Raw genomic sequence first — 22592 nt, 5'->3', positions numbered from 1 at the left:
GCGTTTTATTTTAAATTCTCCTCAAGCATGTCAAAGATATCTCCCATCTCGTCCATTTCAAGGTCGTCGGCGCTAAAGTCGCTTGGTGTGAATTCCTTGTCTTCTTTTTCCGTGCAATGGCGGATTAACATCAGGAGGGTTTCTTTAAACCGTTCCATTCGCTCTTCAATCGTGGCTCTTTCAAACTCCTTTTCATTGTAGGAGCAGGAAAGCACAAACCGGCCGTTTCTGATCATGCCGCTGAAGCTTAAAGCGTACAGCGCCTCTGATTCTCCGCTTACTTGGCGTCCCATATCGAAAGCGGACGGTTCAAAGAAATCGGTTTTGACTTCACTGTCGAATTGGCCCAAATAGTTGAAGCTGATCTCCGGTGTGAAGCCCTTTGTTTCCGCTGTTTCTGTGAAATAACGAAGAATGCCGTAGCCAACACCTTTGTCCGGAATGCGGCGCAGGTTTTCTTTGACTGTTTTGATCACAGCCGAGGCATCTGCGTCAGATATGTCGAGCACAACAGGGTATTGTGCCGTAAACCAGCCGACCGTTCTGGAGATATTCACATTCGGGATGATGTCCTCCCGGCCGTGTCCCTCAAGGTTAATGCCGATTTTGGCACCCTTTGTCCATTCTTTCATTGTCAAACCAAGCGCGCTGAGAAGAATATCGTTGATTTCAGTTCCATATGGCTGATGAACATCTGTTAAAAGATGCTTAGTGTCTTCTTCCGTTAATTCACATAGGACAGATGATGTATCCTTGACGATCCGCTGCTCTGTTTTACAATCCTTCGGTAAAGGAGAAACCTGTTCAGCGGCAATTTGCGACCAGTATTCAGCCTGCTGTAAAAGATGCGCTGATTGGCTGAATGCCGCCAGTTCTTCCGCCCAGTCCTTGAAGGAGTTTGTTTTTTGCGGGAAGACAAGGCTCTCTTCTTTCTCAGCCTGCATGTAGCCTGAAGCAAAATCTTCAAGCAAAATCCGCCATGACACACCGTCGACCACGAGATGGTGTACAGCAATGAGCAGGTGATCCCCAGCTTCTGTGCGATATTGCTCCGCCTTTAGAAGCGGCCCGTTTTGCAGATCGAGACTGCTCTGCAGCTTGTTCGCGAGAATTTTAATCTGGCTTCTCAGCATCTCTTCATCGGAGCCGTACAGATCCACGATTTCGAAGCTGACCTTGCTCTCACTGATCGGTTGATACGCCTGAACGATGTCCCCGTTTTCCTCACGATAGACCATACGGAGCGCGTCATGATGCTCGATCAGCGCCTGCAATGTTTTCTCCACCCGTTCAGGGTCAAAGCCCTTCGCGGCGTGAAGCATCACCGATTGGTTCCAGTGGTGCTTGTTCGTGAAGTTCTTTTCAAAGAACCAGCGCTGGATCGGCGTCAGGATGACTTCGCCCTCCACCGGGCCTTGGTCTGCCTGTTTGCCTTCGGCACGCTCTACATATTGGGTAAGCTCTTCGATCGTCGGATGCTGGAAGAGATCTTTCATTTCCAGCCTCCAGCCGTGCTGATTCAAGCGGCTCGCCATTTGAATTCCTTTGATGGAATCTCCGCCAAGCGAGAAGAAATTGTCGGTGACACCGACTTCAGACATTCCAAGCACGTCCTGCCAGATGCCGGCAAGCAGCTCTTCCATGTCGGTCGTCGGCGCTTTGTATTCTCCGCTTCCCGCTTCGATGTCCGGCTCAGGCAAGGCTTTGCGGTCGACTTTGCCGTTTGCCGTGACCGGAAGCTCGCTCAGTGTCACCCAGAACGCCGGGATCATATAATCCGGCAGGGTTTCCTTCAGTGCTGATTTCAGCGCTTCTATATCAGCTGTTTCCGGGGTGACATACGCCGCGATCGCTGTATTGCCGCCTTTATCTTTGACAGCTGTTACCGCCGCATCCTGCACCTCAGAAAGCTGGGCGAGCTGGACTTCAATTTCTGAGAGCTCGATCCGGTAGCCGCGGACCTTGACCTGCTGGTCGATCCGGCCGATGTATTCGATGCCGCCGTTCACCCACTTCACCAAGTCGCCGGTGCGGTACATGCGTTCACCCGGCACAAACGGATCAGCGACAAACCGCTTCGCGGTTTCGTCTTCTCGATTCAGATAGCCTCGCGCTAATCCGCGTCCCGCCACACAAAGCTCTCCGGCTACGCCTTCCGGCTGCACCTGATTGCCCTCTCCGAGAATGTATACTCTCGTATTGGCAATGGCCCTTCCGATGGAAAGCGAGCCTTCCTCCGGATGGATTTCTGCGCTTGTGGCAACGACCGTATTTTCTGTCGGCCCGTAGTTGTTGACGAGTGTGTACGGCTTTTTCACTGCGCGCTTCAGCTTGTCTCCTCCAGTAAGCAATACGCGAAGTGATGTGTTCTCAAGCTCCATGAACTGTTCCGCAAGCTGTGTCGGCAGGAACGTGATCGTTACGCCGTTCGTTTCAAAATAATCGTTCAGGCGGACGATATCGAGGCGGATCGCTTCATCAATGACGTGAAGCTCGGCACCGATCGTCCAGGTCGGGAACATCTCCCAAATGGAAGCGTCGAACCCAAAGCCCGCGTACTTCGCACTGCGGTCCTCCGCTGTCATGCTGAACGCGTCATGGTGCCAGAAGCACAGGTTCACAAGCGCATGGTGCTCGACCATGACACCCTTCGGCTGTCCGGTCGTTCCAGACGTGTAAATCATGTACGCCAAGTTCTCCGCGGTTACAGCGGTTTCTGGATTTCCCTCGTCGTTTTCATCAAGCGGCAGGCTTAGAATCGTGCGGCTTCCGTCGAGAAGAATGACATCTCCCGTAAAGCTGTCCGGCACTGAAATGCCTTCCTGTTTCAAGAGAAGCTTCGCGCCGCTGTCCTGTAAAATATACTCAATCCGCTGATCCGGGTAGTCAGGATCAATCGGCACAAACGCCGCTCCGGCTTTCAAGACGCCGAGCACCGCGGCGGACATTTCAAGCGACGGCTTCGTGAGAATGCCGACGCGGTCATCCGGACTGATGCCGCAGTCCATCAGAATCCGCGCGAGACGATTCGCCTTCGCATTCAGCTCACCGTACGTCCAAGACTGGCCGTTGTATGTGACAGCCGGGCGGTCTTTGTGGCGCTGGACAGTCTCTTCGAATAGCTGATGAACCGTTTTGTCTGTCGGCACAGGCAGCGCTTTGCCCTTCCATGCCTCAAGAAGCGCTTGCTTTTCTGTCTCGGTGACCAGTGACAGGCTGGAAAGCGGCTGGTTCGGGTTATCCGCAACAGCCTTTAGTAGCCGCAGAACGTATTCGCTCCATTTTTCAGCTGTTTCTTTCGCGAACAGATCTGTCGCATATTCGAGCTGCAAGCCAATGCCATTTTCATCAGTAAATCCGCCCAGTGTCAGATCAAACTTAGAAGTTCCCTGATGAGCCTCATAAGGTGAAATGCTCAGATTTTGCAATGTAAGCTGTTCTTTATCAGGGTTTTCTGTCGTCACCATCACATTAAACAATGGGTTTCGGCTCATATCCCGAGGGAGATCAAGCTGATTAACCAGATCTTCAAACGGATACTCCTGATGCTCAAGCGCTGACAGGTTCGTCTGCTTTGCTTGCTCCAAAAGCTCCGCAAATGTTTGCTGTTCTTTCGCTTCCATTCTCAGGGCAAGTGTATTGACGAACATTCCCGGCATGTCCTGAACATCAGCATTCGTCCGGCCGGCAGTAACGGAGCCGATGACGATATCCCGCTGTCCGGAAATTTTGCTTAAAAAGACGTGGAAAACAGCATGGAGCACCATGTGCAAGGTCGTTCCGGTTTCCGCAAGCAGTTTTTCTACCGCCTTTGCCGTCTCACTTCCCGTACGGAAACGGATCGTATCTCCTTTAAAGCTTTGCACAGGCGGACGGGCATAATCGAGCGGGAGATCAAGCTCAGGCAGCTCGCCTGAAAGAACTGACAGCCAGTACGCCTCATGCTCCTTCATCCGTTCTTTTTGCTCAGCTTCATTTTGCCAAACGGCGAAATCTTTATAATGAAGCGTCGGCTCCGGAAGCTGCTCTCCTTTGTAAAGCAGCGCCAATTCTTTTACAAAGATGCCTCTTGAGACGCCGTCTGCGATGATATGATGCATATCTAAAAGCAGCAAATGTTTTTTCGCTTCTATTCGAAGCAAAGCTGCGCGAATGAGCGGTGCGTCGTTTAAGTCGAATGGCCGGATAAATTCCTTAATCTTTTGGTCCGCTTCGTCTTCTTTGGCTTCAAACACATGAAGATCAACCTCCGCCTTCTCAATGATGCGCTGAACAGGCTCACCATTAGCTTCCATAAATGACGTCCGCAATGATTCGTGACGGTTCACAAGCTGATTGAGTGAGTCGCGCAGGCGCGAAATATCAAGCTCTCCTTCCATTAGAAGAACAGATGGCATGTTGTAGCTTATCGTCCGGCGGTCAAGCTGATTGAGCACGTACATCCGTTTCTGTGCGGATGACAATGGATACATAGCCTGCTTGTCAGCCGGTTTGAGGACTTGATGATCGCCTGAAACGGCAGACGCCTCCATATAAGCCGCCAGCTGGCGAACAGTCGGCTGCTCGAACAGTGCTTTAAGCGGTACGCTTTTCTCCAATTCCGCCTGAATGTTGGCAATCAGCATCATCCCTTTTAATGAATGGCCGCCTAAATCGAAAAAATTGTCATCAATGCCGATGGCTTCTATGCCAAGCGTTTTCTGCCAAATGCGGCATAAGCTTTCTTCAAGCGCTGTCTCCGGTGCGGCCAAGGCCTTGCCTCCGGATTGTGCCGCGTTCGGCTTCGGCAAAGCGTTTCTGTCGGTTTTTCCGTTTGCCGTCAGCGGAATCGCGTCAACCTGCACAAAGAAAGCAGGAATCATATGAGACGGCAGTGTTAGGGAAAGCTGGTACCGGAGCTCTGCTTTTTCAATAGCTTGATCCGACGTATAATACGCGCAAAGCTCTTGAAGACCGCCCTCGGAAACCGCTAGTACAACCGCTTCTTGAATTCCGCTGAGGCTGAGCATGACCGTTTCAATTTCTTTCGGCTCAATGCGGTAGCCTCGGATTTTCACCTGATCATCAGCCCGGCCGATAAATGCAAGCGTACCGTCAGAAAGTCTTCGTACGACATCTCCGGTTTTGTACATGAGGCTTCCCGGCGAATATGGATTTTCTACAAATCTCTCGGCTGTCAGCTGAGGCCTGTTGAGATACCCTCTCGCGAGCCCCTGTCCCGTGATATAGAGCTGTCCGCTCGCTCCAGGCGGCACAAGCTTCAATGCTTCATTTAAGACAAGCGCACCGGCATTCGCAATCGGGCGTCCGATTGTCGGGCGTTTCGCAAATGCATCCGGCTCAGACAGATCAACCCGCCCGGCGATGGCGCCGATCGTTGCTTCTGTCGGGCCGTAGTGATTGATAAATTCGGTATGTCCATACATCTTACGGAAGGCGATAACATCAGTCGGGATGATTTTTTCTCCTCCCAAGACGATCAAGCGCAAGGATTCAAAGTTCGCATCTTTTGCAAAACTGGCGGTGTTCACTATTGTATGGAACAGAGACGGTGTCAGCTTGATATAAGTGATCCCATGCTCCTTGATATAGTGCGCTATTTCATCCGGCGCCGTATAGGTTTCCTTCTGGACGATATGGAGCTCGCCCCCGCCCAGAAGTACAGGGAACATGCTCGTATAGCCAAGGTCAAATGCGTAAGATGAAAGCAATACAGTCTTATCATTTTCCGTCAGGCCCGCCTCTTCACTAAACCAAGAGACATAGTTTGTCAGATTACGATGCTCAATCTGCACGCCCTTTGGCTTTCCGGTCGTACCGGACGTATAAATGACGTATGCAAGATTGCGAGACCCGGAAATGGATGATGGGCGCTCCTTGCTTTCATTTCTCCATTTACCGTCATCAAGGCTGACAATTATCCCTTCATATTGCCCAATAGCCGTCATGTTTCTTTCATTCACGACCGCAAATTTTGCTCCGCTGTCCTCTAATGAATAACGGATTCGTTCTTCAGGTGTATCAGGATCAATCGGAAGGAAAGCTGCCCCCGCCTTCATGACACCGAGAATGGATACCATGACTTCAGCTGACCGGTCCATAACAATCGCGACGATGTCTTCATTTCCTGCCCCTTGGGCACGAAGATGATGCGCCAGCTGGTTCGCCTGTTCATCAAGCTCGCGATAGGTCAACAGATTTCCGCCAGCCTTCACCGCAGAATGGTCAGGTGTTTGCTGGGCCTGTTTTTCAAAAAGTGCTGCAAAGGTTGCTTCGGTAATTTGAGTCATATGTCTTTCTTCTAGCAAAGCAGCCGTTTCTGCAGATGAAAGCAGATCTACATCAGACAGCCGAACGTTCGGATTAGCCGCGGCCGCTTTGATGATATTGACAAAGTGGCGGCTCCAGCGGCGGATCGTCTCGTCCTTAAACAAGGCAGTCGCATAGTCAAAGCTTAGGCCGATATCCTCTTCACGCTCGACCGCTTCCAAGGAAAGATCAAATTTCGCAACATGATGAAGCATGGAATACGAGGAAATCTTCAAATCTCCTAATCTTAATGAAGGAATCTCCATATTCTGCATGTTGAACATCACGCTGAACAGCGGACTTCTGCTTGTATCCCTTGTAAGCGGAAGCTTTTCAATCAGCTCCTCAAGCGGATAGCTCTGGTGCTCGAATGCTTGAAGGCTGGCTGTTTTGACCTCTTCAAGGAATTGCGCGAAGGTTTTATCTCCCGCTGGTGCCGTTCTGAGTGCCACCGTGTTGACAAACATACCCGGCACACCTTGCAGATCAGGATGTGTTCTGCCAGCTGTCGGCGAGCCGACAATGATATCATCCTGTGACGCGTACTTGGAAAGGAGTACATTGAACGCCGCCAGCAAAAACATGTACATTGTCGTATCTGTTTCTGCCATGAGCGATTTGATTTGAGCCGTGATTTGCTTATCAAGCCCAAACATCACGCGCTCTCCCGCAAAGCTCCGTTCAGCTGGCCGCTCGAAATCCGCGGGAAGATCCAGTATTGGCAGTTCGCCTTTAAAGACATCGAGCCAGTATTCCTCATCTTTTTGATAATTAGTTTGTTCTTTGTGCCAAACTGCGTAATCTTTATAGTGAATTTGTGGCAGCTCCAGATCTGCGCCTTGATATATTTTGGCAAGATCACCGATTAGAATGCCTGTTGAACTTCCGTCAGTAATAATATGATGCATATCAATGAGCAGCAGGTGGCGTTTTTCTTCCAGCTGGACAAGCTTCGAACGGACGAGCGGCGCGCGGTTTAATTCAAACGGCTGAACAAATGCTTTGATTATCTCTTCCGCGTCTTCTTCCCGTCCCTTGGCAGCCTCCAGCTGGAACGATATGTTTTTATGAACGGTTTGCACAACCTCTCCGTCGATCATGTCAAACGATGTACGGAGGATTTCGTGCCGGTTGATTAATTGCTGAATCGCGTTTTCAAGCCGGTCTTTATCTACTTCTCCCTCCAGCAGAAGTACAGCGGGGACGTTGTAGCTTGTGTTTGCTTGTCCAAGCTGATTGAGGATATACATTCTCCGCTGGGCCGGGGATACAGGATAATGCTGCTGATAAGATGCTTGCCTGATCGGTTCAAACGTCTGCTCCTCCTTGCTTTCGTTCTCTTCCAAATACAGTGCCAGTTCTTGAATAGTCGGCTTTTCAAAAAGCACTTTTATCGGAACTTCCTTATGAAAATGCTCTTGAATTTTCGCCGTCATCATCATCGCTTTCAAAGAATGACCGCCGATCATAAAGAAGTTATCGGTAACGCCTGCTCTGACGCCGAGTATTCCTTCCCAGATCTCCGCTAATTTCTTTTCACTCTCTGTTTCTGGTGCTGCGTATTCCGGCTGCACGGCTTCTGATTGCGGTGCAGGCAGTTCTTTTTTATTGATTTTCCCGTTTGGCGTGAGCGGCAGGCTGTCCATTTGAATCAGGTGGGCAGGGACCATATAGTCAGGCAAAGACTGAGACAGTGTTTTTCTCAGCTCACTCACAGCCACTTCACGATCCGCCGTGAAGTACGCGCAAATTTCATTTTCATCTGCTTTGTTCTTGCGGATGATCACCGCAGCCTCTGTCACATGCTCAGCCATGTTCAGTTTTGTTTCAATTTCGCCAAGCTCAATTCGGAAGCCGCGCACCTTCACTTGGTTGTCGATTCTGCCTAAAAATTCAATATTGCCGTCCGGCAGCCATCTTGCCAAGTCACCAGTGCGGTAAATTCTCTCACCCGGTCTGAACGGGTCTTCGAGAAATTGCTTCTCCGTCAGCTCAGGGAGATTGACATATCCTCGCGCTACACCGATTCCGCCTACGCAAAGCTCACCAGGCGCGCCGATTGGCTGCAGGCATTGCTGCTCATCCATAATATAGGCAGTGGAATTTCCGATCGGCTTCCCGATTGGGATAGAGCCGCCATACTCGCGGTCGATCAGAAAACTGGTTGAAAACGTCGTGTTTTCTGTCGGGCCATATCCGTTCCACAATGAAAGCGACGGCGATGCCTGTTTTACTTTGCTGACAATATGCGGGACAAGGGCATCTCCGCCGATGATTAAATGGCGCAGTGTGCCGAACATACCCGCATCCTTTGCAGCAAGCTGGTTGAATAAAGGTGATGTCAGCCACATAGTTGTGATGCTTTGCTCACGCAGGAATGCAGCAAATTGTTTCGCATCAAGCAGTGTCTCTTTTTTGACCGGATAAAGCGCTGCGCCATTCAGCAGTGCGCCGAATACCTCAAACGTTCCGGCATCAAAGCTGACTGCCCCTGTTTGCGCCATGCGGTCCTCTTCAGTAACAGGAACGTACCCGGCATTTTTGACGAGGCGCAGAATGCTTTTATGTTCGATCATGACGCCTTTCGGTTTGCCCGTTGAACCGGATGTGTACATGATGTACGCCAAATCAGACGGGGCGGATGGCAGGTTGAGATTGTCAGCTTCGCCATCTTCAATGCCTATGTCCAGTGTAAGAACCGGCACCTGCAGCTGATGTGCCTGCCCTGTATAAGAATTTCCGGTCAAAACCATTCGAACGGAGCTGTCCTCTGCCATGAAACGAAGACGATCCCCCGGAAGCGCTGGATCAAGCGGCACATATGCGGCGCCTGCTTTTAACACAGCCAGCATGCCGACAACGGTTTCTACTGATCGATCGTTCATAATCGCTGCTGTTTCCCCTTTTTGAAGGCCTTGTTCGACAAGCTTTCTCGCCAGACGGTTAGCCGCTGCATTCAGCTCGCGGTACGTCAGCACGGTTCCTTCATATACGACGGCAGTGCTCGCCGGCGTCCGTTTCGCTTGCTCTTCAAACACTTGGTGAACAGCCATTCCTGCAGGGAGTTCGGCTTTCGTGCTGTTAAACACCTCGACAATTTGCCGCTGCTCTTCGTCTCCCACAAGCCCGTACTCACGCACAAAAGCGGCCGGCTGATCGACAGCTGCTTCCATCATGCGGGTAAGGTGCTCCGCTGTCCGTTCGATAAAAGCGGAATCAAAGGCGGCTCCGTTATATTTAATTTTGACGGTCCACGTTTTGCCCGGATACACAATCAGGTTGAAATCGAAGCTCGTTTGTTCAAATGCGCTTTCTACCTTAATCGAAAACCCGAGGCGGTCTTCCATGCTGCCGTTTTCAAGCTCTTGATCAAGCGGATAATTTTCAAACGCGACAAGATGGTTTAAGAGATTGCCATCAAGAGCTGAGCGTTTTTGAATCTCATAGAGCGGCACGTAATCGTAACGCTCTGCCTCTACTGCATGCTGCTGAACAGCTGTGAAAATATCAGCGAATGCAGCATCTCGTTCAACTTTCACCCGCACTGGAATGGTGTTGATAAACAGCCCCGCCATCGTTTCGATTCCGTTGATTTCAGACGGTCGTCCCGAGACGACCGTTCCGAAGACCACATCATCCGTAAAGTTGTATTTGCTGAGAACAATGCCCCAAACGGCCTGAAATAGGTTAGGCCCTGTCACTTGATGGAGATTTGCGGTTTGTTGAATACGGGCAACCAGTGTTTCGTCCCATGTAAATGAATATTCTTTATTGACGTATTCGTCTTTTTTTACAGGCAGGCGGCCCGGGAGCACGCTTGGCTGTTCAAAACCCGCCAAGCGCTCGCTCCAGTAGCTCTCCGCTTCTTCATTGTCCTGTTTTCCAAGCCACTTGATGTAATCGGAATAAGGCTTGCCCTGACCGTTTGCCGGTGTCCTGCCTGCTCTGAGCGCTTCATAGTTTTGGAACAGGCTTTTCATGAGGACGCCCATGCTCCAGCCGTCCATCATAATATGATGATTGCTCCAGACAAGATACAGCTGATCTGCAGCAAGGCGGAAAACCGCCACCTTGAACAATATGTCTTTTGCCAGGTTAAAGCCTTGGCGCTGAACGTCTTGTTTGTAACGCTCAATGTGCTCCTTCTGGCGATTCTCGTCTGCATGACTGATATCCTCATAATGCACCTTTGTTTTGCGTTCCGCTAACACGACCTGACGCGGTTTTTGCAGCTGCTGATGCACAAATACCGTACGGAGAATATCGTATGACCGAATCAGTTCATTGACGCTTTTCTCAAAGATTTCAAGATCAAAAGCGCCGTGAATCCCAAGCTCTAATTGTGTGAAGTACGAGGAAGAATGCGGATCAAGCATCGCATGATACAGCATTCCCTCCTGCATTGGTGTCAGTGCGTACACCTTTTGAATCGATTTTTTGCTCATATGCCACCTCTATTAGAAAATTTCCATTAATTTATCCAGCTCATCCAGCGTCAAATCGTCGTCACCAAGATCACTCGGGGTCAGTTCCGTACCGTCTTGAGATAGGCAATGTTCAATGATTCTGAGAAGATGCGCTTTAAAGCTGTCACTGAATGTTTGTACTGTTTTTTCATGAAATTCAAGAGAATGATAGGCCAGTGACATCGTCAGTTTTCCGTTTTCGATATATCCGACAACATCCAGCGCATTCGGTTTTTCTGTTTCAGGGCTTAATGACTGTCCTGATGGCAGCTCTGATCTCGTAAACAAACCTGCATCCGACATTTCGTCAAACTGACCTAAATAGTTGAAGCTGACATCCGGCTGAATCGAGAACGCCACATCTTCTTTATGTTCCGATGCCGTCAGATAGCGCAAAATGCCGTATCCGACTCCCTTATTCGGCACATGTCTGATATCTTCTTTCATTTGCTTCAGCTGGTAGCCCAGATCATCCGCATGCTTCATATCGAGCACCATTGGGTACATACTTGTAAACCAGCCGACTGTGCGGGAAATGGTCAGGTCTTCTATGATTTCTTCACGTCCGTGCCCCTCTAAATGAACATTTACTCGATCCTGACCCGTCCACTCCTTCATTGCCAATCCGAATGCCGTCAGCAAAATATCATTCATTTCTGTGTGATATGCCTCATGCACCTTTGTGGTGAGCTGTTCTGTCTCTTCAGCAGTCAGCGAGAATTCAATTGTCTTTGTATGTTTCATTCGCTGATCACCAGATTCGCGGTCTTTCGGAAGCTTTGCCGCGACAGCTTGTTCTTCAAGCTGTCTCCAATACTCTTTTTCTTTCAAAAAGGCTTTGGAGTTCGCGAAGTCTTGCAATCTCTCTGCATACTCTGCAAATGAATGTGTTTTCTGCGGGAGAACCGGTTCATTGCCTTGCTCAAGCTGTGTATATACTGCGGCGAAATCCTCCAGTAGAATCCGCCACGAGACGCCGTCAACCACTAAGTGGTGAATGGCGAGAAGCAAGTGGTCTCCGTCTTCCGCTTGGAACAAGCCTGCTTTTAACAAGCCGCCTTCCTGCAAGTCGATGCTGCTTTGCAAACGCTCCGCTTCTCTCTCTATACGGTCTTCGTAATCTGCAGCTTGGCCCTCAATCTGGATGACCTCCAATTGAGCGGAAGCAGCTTCAAGACCTCTGTTGTATTGAATGACGTCTTCCTGTCCCTCACGGTAGACCATACGGAGCGCGTCATGATGCTCGATCAGCGCCTGCAATGTTTTCTCCACCCGTTCAGGATCAAAGCCCTTTTTGGCGTGAAGCATCACAGATTGGTTCCAGTGGTGCTTGTTCGTGAAGTTCTTTTCAAAGAACCAGCGCTGGATCGGCGTCAGGATGACTTCGCCCTCCACCGGGCCTTGGTCTGCCTGTTTGCCTTCGGCACGCTCTACATATTGGGTAAGCTCTTCGATCGTCGGATGCTGGAAGAGATCTTTCATTTCCAGCCTCCAGCCGTGCTGATTCAAGCGGCTCGCCATTTGAATTCCTTTGATGGAATCTCCGCCAAGCGAGAAGAAATTGTCGGTGACACCGACTTCAGACATTCCAAGCACGTCCTGCCAGATGCCGGCAAGCAGCTCTTCCATGTCGGTCGTCGGCGCTTTGTATTCTCCGCTTCCCGCTTCGATGTCCGGGTCAGGCAAGGCTTTGCGGTCCACTTTGCCGTTTGCCGTAACCGGAAGCTCGTTCAGCGTCACCCAGAACGCCGGGATCATGTAATCCGGCAGGGTTTCCTTTAGTGCTGATTTTAGTGCTTCTATGTCAGCTGTTTCCGGTGTGACATACGCCGCGATTGCTGTATTGCCGCCTTTATCCTTGACAGCTGTCACCGCCGCATCCTGCACCTCAGAAAGCTGGGCGAGCTGGACTTCAATTTCTGAAAGCTCGATCCGGTAGCCGCGGACCTTGACCTGCTGGTCGATCCGGCCGATGTATTCGATGCCGCCGCCCGTCCATTTCACCAAATCGCCGGTGCGGTACATGCGCTCACCCGGCACAAACGGATCAGCGACAAACCGCTTCGCGGTTTCGTCTTCTCGATTCAGATAGCCGCGTGCCAGTCCGCGCCCCGCCACGCAAAGCTCTCCGGCTACGCCTTCCGGCTGCACCTGATTGCCCTCGCCGAGAATGTATACTCTCGTATTGGCAATGGCCCTTCCGATGGAAAGCGAGCCTTCCTCCGGATGGATTTCTGCGCTTGTGGCAACGACCGTATTCTCTGTCGGCCCGTAGTTGTTGACGAGTGTGTACGGCTTTTTCACTGCGCGCTTCAGCTTGTCTCCTCCAGTAAGCAATACGCGAAGTGATGTGTTCTCAAGCTCCATGAACTGTTCCGCAAGCTGTGTCGGCAGGAACGTGATCGTTATGCCGTTCGTTTCAAAATAATCGTTCAGGCGGACGATATCGAGGCGGATCGCTTCATCAATGACGTGAAGCTCGGCACCGATCGTCCAGGTCGGGAACATCTCCCAAATGGAAGCGTCGAACCCAAAGCCCGCGTACTTCGCACTGCGGTCCTCCGCTGTCATGCTGAACGCGTCATGGTGCCAGAAGCACAGGTTCACAAGCGCATGGTGCTCGACCATGACACCCTTCGGCTGTCCGGTCGTTCCAGACGTGTAAATCATGTACGCCAAGTTCTCCGCGGTTACAGCGGTTTCTGGATTTCCCTCGTCGTTTTCATCAAGCGGCAGGCTTAGAATCGTGCGGCTTCCGTCGAGAAGAATGACATCTCCCGTAAAGCTGTCCGGCACTGAAATGCCTTCCTGTTTCAAGAGAAGCTTCGCGCCGCTGTCCTGTAAAATATACTCAATCCGCTGATCCGGGTAGTCAGGATCAATCGGCACAAACGCCGCTCCGGCTTTCAAGACGCCGAGCACCGCGGCGGACATTTCAAGCGACGGCTTCGTGAGAATGCCGACGCGGTCATCCGGACTGATGCCGCAGTCCATCAGAATCCGCGCGAGACGATTCGCCTTCGCATTCAGCTCGCCGTACGTCCAAGACTGGCCGTTGTATGTGACAGCCGGGCGGTCTTTGTGGCGCTGGACAGTCTCTTCGAATAGCTGATGAACCGTTTTGTCTGTCGGCACAGGCAGCGCTTTACCCTTCCATGCCTCAAGAAGCGCTTGCTTTTCTGTCTCGGTGACCAGTGACAGGCTGGAAAGCGGCTGGTTCGGGTTCCCAGTAACTGCATCTAAAAGCTCCATCCAATATTGCTTCCATCGTTCAATCGTTTCCTGCTTAAACAGAGCTGTATTGTATTCGAGTACGAATGTAAGCCCTCCGTCGGTTTCGTCAGCCGTCAGCGTGAGGTCAAACTTGGCTGTTTTCCGTTCAAACGGATGCGGCTCAAGCTGAATCCCTTTCATTGTTAAATCCTTTATATTCGCATTTTGCATTGAAAAAACTGCATCGAATAACGGATTTCTGCTTGTGTCACGCTGAACCTGAACATTTCCGATCAAATCCTCAAGCGGGTAATCCTGCGCATCAAAAGCGCTGAGTGCCGTTTCTTTCACTTCGTTAAGATAGTCAGCAAACGTCTTTTCACCCTTCGGATACGTGCGCAACGCTAATGTATTGACGAACATTCCGATGACGCGGCTGACGTCCGCTTGAGATCGTCCGGCCACAGGTGAACCGACGATGATATCGTCTTGCCCGCTCAGTTTTGATAAAAACGCACTGTATGAAGCCAGAAGCACCATGTAAAGCGTGGAATCCATTTCTTTTGCAAGCCTGCGCAGAGCATCAGCTTTGCCTGCTTCTAATGAAAATGCAATGCGGTCTCCCTCAAATGTTTGAACGGCAGGCCGACTGTAATCAGTCGGAAGCGTCAGCACCGGCAGCTCTCCGTCCAGCTCCTTCAGCCAATGCTCTTCTTGCTTCTTGTAAAGCTCAGACTGAATGAACTGCTTCTGCCACACGGCATAATCCTTATATTGAATACGGAGCGGCTCAAGGTTTTCTCCGTCGTACAGCTTTGAAAGCTCCTCAATCAGCACACCGACAGATGCACCGTCAGAAATAATATGATGCATATCGAACAGCAGCACATGCTCAGTGTCTGAATGCTTGATAAGCCCTATTCTGAACAGTGGAAGTTGGTCGATTTTGAAAGGCTTAATAAACTCAGAAACGATCCGCTCTGTCTCTTCTTCCGGGGCTTCGAAATAGGCTATCTCACACTCAGCCTTTTCCCAGATCCGCTGCACCGTTTCTCCATCTTTTATTTCAAACGTGGTTCTCAAGGCTTCATGACGCTGCATTAACTGCTGCATGACGCTGTTAAGCCTTTCAACATCAAGCTCACCTGTCAGGCGCAGAACCGCCGGCATGTTATAGCTCGTTTGCGCATCCTCAAGCTGCTGAAGCACGTACATCCGTTTTTGCGGTGAAGAAACAGGATACGTATCTTGTTTCTCTGCCGGGCTGATACTTGCGGCTGTCCCTTTTTCAGCAGAGGCAATCACCTGTGCCAAGCCCTCAACCGTCGGTGACTGGAAGAGATCCTTGAGTGACAGCTCAACGCCCAGTTCCTGATGAACCAAGGCAAGCATCTTCATGCCTGCTAATGAATGTCCGCCAATGTCAAAGAAGTGGTCATAAGCGCCGACTTGTTCAGCCTGAAGCACATGTGCCCAAATGTCCGTGACTTTTTGTTCCGTTCCATTGCGTGGCGCAACATATGAAACACCTCTTGAAACGTTGGCATCAGGAATCGGCAGCGCTCTCCGGTCAATTTTTCCGTTCCCTGTCAGCGGCAGCTCGTCCATTTGGATAAACACCGCAGGAACCATATATGCCGGCAAGTCCTTCGCAGCATGCTCTCTCATCTCTTGTGATGAGATGTCTCCTTCTCCGACATAGTAAGCACACAACAGTTTATCTCCCGCTCCTTGATCAACGGCAAGCACAACACTTTCCTGAACACGATCATGGGTTTGCAGCTGATGTTCGATTTCTCCAAGCTCGATGCGCTGTCCGCGAATCTTCACCTGATGGTCGATTCGCCCGATAAATTCGATGTCGCCATTCGGCAGCCATCTCGCAAGGTCTCCCGTTTTATACATGCGTTCGCCGGATGTAAACGGATGGGGAACAAATTTCTCCTCAGTCAGTTCTGGACGGTTGTAATAGCCTTTCACGAGTCCTTCGCCGCTGACGCAAAGCTCTCCGGCAATCCCGGCAGGCTGCACGTGTCCCGTACGGTCAAGAATGTATACTTCCGTATTGCTAACCGGTTTTCCAATCGGAACAGACAGCGTGTGCTCCTCCAATTCATCAACCGGATGATACGTCGCGAAAACCGTGCTTTCAGACGGTCCATACATGTGAAGAAGCTTGCCCTTTCCAACCGTTTGCAAAGCTTTTCTGACATGCTCAACCGAAGCCCGTTCCCCGCCAAACATAATCTTGCGAAGCGTTGACAAGCATGCCGGATTCAAGTCCACAAGCAAGTGGAACAAAGCGGTTGTAATCATGAGAATGCTGATATTCTCCCGTTCAATGACGCGGGACAGACGAGCCATGTCCAAAACGGTTTCCTTCGGTATCAGCACCAGCTTGGCTCCGTTTAACAAAGAGCCGAACATATCGAACATAAACGCGTCAAACACGTAATTGGAAAGACCGAGAATCGTATCCTGTTCTGTAATGCTGAGATAATTCGTTTCCTTCACCGTGCGGAGAATATTGGCATGTGTCACGATATTCCCCTTAGGTGTTCCAGTCGTTCCAGAGGTATACGTCAGGTTGGCCATTGCTTCAGAATCAAGAGGCAGTGCGAGATTGCGCGCATCGGCATGATAGCTCTCTTCCTCATCGGCTAGCACGATAACGCCCTTAAATTCCGCTTCTTCCGCTAAAGCCTTTAATTTTCTCTGAGTGAGAAGCACCTTTGCTCCGCTGTCACGGAAGAAATGCTGCATCCGCTGCATCGGATGTTCCGGATCAATCGGAACATAAGCCGAACCTGATTTTAATACTGCCAAGATCGACACAATCATATCCATTGACCGCTCACATAAGACAGCCGCTGTCCTGCCTTCGCCAGCTCCAAGAGAAAGAATGCCGCGGGCTAAACGATTGGCCCGTTCATTCAGCTCACGATAAGTGAGTGATTCGCCTTCATATTGAAGCGCAGTGTGGTCTGGCGTATTCGCCGCTTGCTCCTCAAACAGCTGAACAATTGTTTTATCTTTCGGATAAGGTGTTCTGCCCGGGTTAAACTGCTGAATTTGCGAAGCGGCCTCCTCTTCAGAAAGAAGCTTATACTCAGAAATCGGCTTCTCTGGATCAGCCGCAGCATCTTCAAGCAAACGCGCAAAATGCGTAAGCAGCCTGTTTGCCGTGCTTTGTTTAAACAGCTTTGTGCTGTAATCCAAATCAAGCTCAATGCCTTCATCGGTTTCTCTCGCCTGCACGGTCAAATCAAATTTGGCAATCTTGAAATTGGTCTCATGAACAGACAAGGACAGATCGCCGACAGCCGGAATACCTGCTGTCGCGTTTTGAAGGCTGAACATCGTGTCAAACAGCGGATGCCTGCTAACATCACGCGGGATGTTCAAACCTTCAACAAGCCACTCAAACGGATAGTCCTGATGAGAAAAGGCATTCAGCACCCGTTTGCGGACACGCGAGATCAATTGGGTAAACGTCTCCTCCTGCTTCACCTCACTGCGAATCGCAAGCGTATTGACAAACATCCCGATAATGCCCTCTGTATCGGAGTGATTTCTGCCCGCTGACGGTGTCCCGACAATGATGTCATCCTGCCCCGTATACTTTGACAAAAGCGTATAGTAAGCGGACAGCATCACCATATATAAAGTGGCGCCGTTTTGTTCAGCCAAACGATTGAGGCGATCCTTTACCCCCGCATCCAGCTTGATTGACACCCGATCCCCTTCAAAGCTTTGAACAGGCGGTCTTGGGTAATCGGACAGAAGCTGAAGCACCGGGAGCTCGCCTGCAAAGACTTCCTTCCAATAAGCCTGGTCCTTCTTGTACCCTTCAGCAGCCTGTCTGCTTTGCCATACAGCGTAGTCCTTATACTGGAGACGAAGCTCAGGAAGCTGTTCGCCTTTATAAATGCGTGCTAACTCCTCCAGCATAATGCCAATGGATACACCGTCAGAAATCAAATGGTGCATATCAAACAGCAGCATATGACGGTTCTCTTCAAGCCCCAGCAAACCGATTCTGAACAGCGGAGCTTTCGCCAAATCAAATGTCCGAACGAATGAAGCCATAATTGCCTCATCTGAGCGGCCGCCTCTTTCAATCATTTCGATGTTGAAATCAACGCTATCGTGAATTTTCTGTCTCGGCGTGCTGTTTTCAAGAACAAATGATGTTCTCAATGACTCGTGGCGTCGGATTAACCCCTGAAATGCGCGCTCCAGCTTTTGAATATCTAAAGGCCCTTCCAGAATTGCTGCTGCCGGCATGTTGTAGCCGACTCCCGCATCCTCGAACTGGCTGACGATATATGTTCGCTGCTGTGCCAGGGAAAGCGGGTAATGCTCCTGTTTTTCAGCAGGTTCAATCACCGAAAATGCCCGGCTTTCTCTGTGATCAGCCTCCTCTGCAAGAGCCGCAATCGTCGGATGCTCAAACAAATATTGAAGCGGAATCTCGACGCCTGTTTGCTTATGAATCTTTGTTAAAAGGGTCATGGCTTTCAATGAATGCCCGCCCGTTTCAAAGAAATTGTCAAAGATCCCCGCCTTCTCAACATTCAGTACGTCCTGCCAAATGGCTGCGATTGCTTTTTCAGTCTCATTTCGCGGCGCTGTATAGGCAGTGCCGCTGACAGCCTTCACCTCTAGTGCAAACAGCTTACGGCGGTCGACTTTGCCGCTTGGCGTAAGCGGAATTTCTGTCACTTCTGTAAAGTAAGCCGGCACCATATAGTCAGGAAGCTGTCTGGCCGCATGCTCCCTCAAGCCGGCTGGCGCAAATTCGCTTCCAGACTTTTGCACAACATATGCGCAAACCTCAAGATTTCCCTGTTCGTCAGGGCGTGCCAAAACAACGGCTTTTGCAACGTCTGGCGCCTGCTGAATCACGGCTTCAATTTCCCCAAGCTCAATCCGGTATCCGCGGACTTTGACCTGGTCATCCTCTCTGCCTAAATATTCGATTGTTCCATCTGGAAGCCAGCGCACCACATCCCCGGTCCGGTACATGCGATCGCCCGGCACGAATGGATCTTGTAAAAACTTCTCTTCCGTTAATTCAGGCAAATGCAAATAGCCTCGGCCCACACCGTCTCCCGCGATATAAAGCTCACCCGCCACGCCTTCAGGCTGCAGCCGGCCTTTTTGATCCAAAATATATAAGCGGTTATTCCCCAGCGCTTTCCCGATCGGCACATACGCTGATTGAACTGCATTCTCAGGGATAACCGGATGAACAGACGCGTCAACGCACGTTTCAGTCGGCCCGTACACATTAGTCAAACGCGGCGCTGTGCCGGCTTCTTTAAACAGCTTCAGCAGCTTGTCCGCAACAACAGATGACAGGCCTTCTCCTCCGATCAGCATGTGCTTCAGTTTTAGGCCTTCAAAATCGCCCGCTGCTGCCAGCATTTGCAAATGAGCCGGTGTTCCATCCGTCGCCTCAATGCTGTTTCTCCGATAATATGCAGTAAGGGCGGTCCCGTTCGTCACTGTTTTCTTCGGTACGATATAAAGGGTTTGTCCCAAAAGAAGCGACGCGAAGATCTGCTTCACTGACGCATCAAAGTGGAACGGCGCAAGCAATGCCATCCGCAGGGTTTGGCTGCCGCTTTGGTAAATCGTCTGCTGCAGAGATTCAACCAAATGATGAACCTGGCGATGCTCGATCATAACGCCTTTCGGACGTCCGGTTGTTCCCGATGTGTAAATAATGTAGGCAAGATTCCGCGCGTTTACATCAGCCTCCGTCATATCGTCTGCACCTTCCGCAATTGCCTGATCTAAGTCAATCAGCTCAGCATCGGCTTCAGGCGCTGCAACCTTCGATTCAGTCAGGATGAAGTCCGCCCCGCAGTCCTCCAAAATATATTGAATCCGCTCTGCAGGAAAACCCGGATCAATCGGCACATAGGCTCCGCCGGCTTTTAAAATTCCCATGATAGCTGTAATCATCCGTTCAGAACGTTCAATCAAAACCGCGACAGGACTGTCCGGGCCAACCCCTTTCTGTTTCAGCACATTGGCGATGCGTGCGGATTGTTCATGTAACGTTCGATAGGACAATGTACGATCTTCGAATACAACCGCTGGATGATCTGAAAGCTGCTCAGCCTTTTCTTGGAACAGTTCCGGGATCGTCATGTCCTTACGGTAGCTCACAGATTTACCGCCGGCCCTCGCAAGCAGCTTCTCTTTCTCCGCATCAGAAATCATCGTTAATTCATCAATGGTATGCTCTGGATGCGTTAACGCGTTCTCCAGCATGGTAATCATGCGCTCACAAATCATGTTGATTTCTTCACGAGAAAATAAATCAGTGCGGTAATCAAAATCTATGGTGAGTTTCCCAGTATCCCATCGATCCTTTACATGAATTGAGACATCATTTAATCCGCTGCCGCTGAAAATCGGCTCAGTCAAAAAGGCAAGATCCTCTTCTTTCTGCCACTGCATCACTTGATATTCAAGAGAAACAGTAAACAGCTTGGTCAGAGAGCTCTTTGTTTCACGCAAATCGTTGATCAGGAGATTATACGGGTACTTTTGGTGGCGGAGTGTCTTCATGAGATCCTTCATCCGGTCTTTGACAAATTCTAAAAACGCCTGCCCGCCGTCAATGTTTGTCCGAAGCGGAACCGTAGAAACAAACATGCCAAGCATCTGCTTCTCTTTCGCATTTGTCCGGTTGCCCATAAAGGTTCCCGTCACAACATCATTCTGGCCGCTGACCCTGTACAAGTAGGCGGCGAGCAACGATTGAAATACCGAAAGAACACTGACTTTATTCGCCTCACAAAACGACAGAATCTGCTGATGAAGCGCTTCAGGCACATCTTTAGAGAACCTCTCAGCATCTAAACTTCCTCCTGCGGAAGCATTCCGTTTCAGGGAAACAAGTTCAGGCACCGATTCAAATTGCTTGTTCCAAAACGCCTTGTCCTTTTCAAACCGCTTCGATTGAGCATATTCCTGTTCAGATAAAACATGATCGATAAATGAATGCGAGATTCCTTCTTTTGTCTCTGAGCCGCTGGCTAATTCTAAATAAATGTGCATGATCGCATTCCCGAGAATATTCATGGAGATACCATCAGAAATCACGTGATGAACATTTGCGTAAAACCACACTTCATTTTCCTTTATGGTGAACAAGGAAAAACGGAACAAATCACAATCGTACAGCGGCAAAGGTTTTTTCGTTTCCTCCCGGCTCAATTGTGAAATAGACTCTATCGCATTCGGATCTCCAGTAGTGTCAGTATGTTTTATATCAACAGGCCGATACTCGCTAATATATTGAACAGGCTCTCCGTTTTCATCTAACCGCAACCGAAGGCGCATGGCGTCATTTCTGCGAATAAACTCTTGAATCGCCTGCTCAACAAGCACATAATCAATCGCATCAGCTGAAACCAGCTTGCCAATCCCTGCAAGATTTGAAATGCTCGTGTGAGGATAAAATTTTTCTGTGTACCAAATTCGTTTTTGTGCATCCGTTAAAGGGTAAAAAGTTATTTCCATATTGTCATACCTCCCCTAATCTTTATAAGCAGTGAACATGTGCAACGCATTTTCTCTTTCTTATCCATATCAGCTTTTAATTCTTATGAACTAACAGCCGAAATAGCCCAAAGTACTACACTTAAAAAGCAGTGCTTCCAATCAAAAAACAGATGGCCGCTATTAAAGCAGGCTGCCGTCAGTCAGCATTGCGGCGTTTAACATAAGCGGATAAAGACCGCAAGACCCCACCCTAATAAGAAACCAATTTTGGCTATTTATTCATTGTTTTCAATATTTTTTATCTTTCTACCGTTCACTTTAAATGAAAAAAATGTTTTTATCACCGAAAAATGGGTGAAAAGTTTCATGCGGGATGCCGAAAGATTCCAGTTTATTTACAGGGATATTTTTGCGGGATGCCGCAATCATTTCCACTAAACATTATTTACAGAAAAATAAAAATTTTTAAACCAAACTGCTGCGTTCAATCTTTTTTTATTGCTGAATGCAATTTACAATCTTTACATGACTATGTGTACCGCGCAAAAACCGAAAAACAGGCAAAAAAAGACACCCTTGCGAAGAGCGTCTTACAACGATTCTTTCATGACATTTTTGTCGATATCAATCAATTCCATATAGCCTTTCCCCCACTCATACATGGCTTCAAGAATAGGCATGAGGCTTTCTCCGTGCGGGGTCAGAGAATATTCAACCTTCGGCGGGACAACCGGATACACTTCCCTGTGAACAATCATATCCTGCTCAAGCTCTCTCAGCTGATTCACGAGGATCTTCTGCGTAATATCAGGAATCAATGTTTTTAATTCATTGAACCGTTTTGTGCCTTCTTTTCCTAAATGCCATAAAATGAGCATTTTCCATTTACCGCCAATCACTGCAAGCGTTAATTCCTTCTCACAATTAAACCTTTTGTCGTCCATCCGGCTCAATAGAATCCCCCCTTAGTAACCTTTTTGTATGTTAGATACGTATCATCACTTACTTACTTTTTTGCAGACTCTTTTTTCATTATACTCACTCATAAAATCAAGCGAAAGAAATCTGATTGCCTCTCCT

Annotated in this window: 3 protein-coding genes and 2 pseudogenes; all 5 read right to left on the bottom strand. The window is 49.5% G+C overall.

Translation table 11 applies throughout. The features are described 5' to 3' along the window. Nucleotides 1–5: 5 nt before the first annotated feature. A pseudogene (gene srfAB / locus MHI44_RS13600) lies at nt 6–7535 on the bottom strand (surfactin non-ribosomal peptide synthetase SrfAB); the annotation flags it as partial. Further along, complete coding sequence (gene comS, locus MHI44_RS13595) at nt 7481–7621, bottom strand: competence protein ComS (RefSeq protein WP_010886404.1); 141 nt, start codon at nt 7619–7621, stop codon at nt 7481–7483. The gene comS and the pseudogene srfAB (MHI44_RS13600), both read right to left, overlap by 55 nt. 91 nt (nt 7622–7712) lie before the next feature. Next, a pseudogene (gene srfAB / locus MHI44_RS13590) lies at nt 7713–10685 on the bottom strand (surfactin non-ribosomal peptide synthetase SrfAB); the annotation flags it as partial. 81 nt (nt 10686–10766) lie between these two features. Next, nucleotides 10767–21530, bottom strand: coding sequence for a surfactin non-ribosomal peptide synthetase SrfAA (gene srfAA / locus MHI44_RS13585; RefSeq protein ID WP_339202141.1), 10764 nt, complete (start codon nt 21528–21530; stop codon nt 10767–10769). 572 nt (nt 21531–22102) lie between these two features. Beyond that, a complete protein-coding gene (gene hxlR, locus MHI44_RS13580; RefSeq protein WP_003246265.1) occupies nt 22103–22465 on the bottom strand; it encodes a transcriptional activator HxlR in 363 nt (120 codons plus the stop codon). Nucleotides 22466–22592 lie beyond the last annotated feature (127 nt).

Origin of the sequence: Bacillus sp. FSL K6-1366 (genome assembly GCF_037976695.1) — a bacterium.
Lineage (GTDB): Bacteria > Bacillota > Bacilli > Bacillales > Bacillaceae > Bacillus > Bacillus subtilis.
This window is presented reverse-complemented; position numbering and strand designations above follow the sequence as displayed.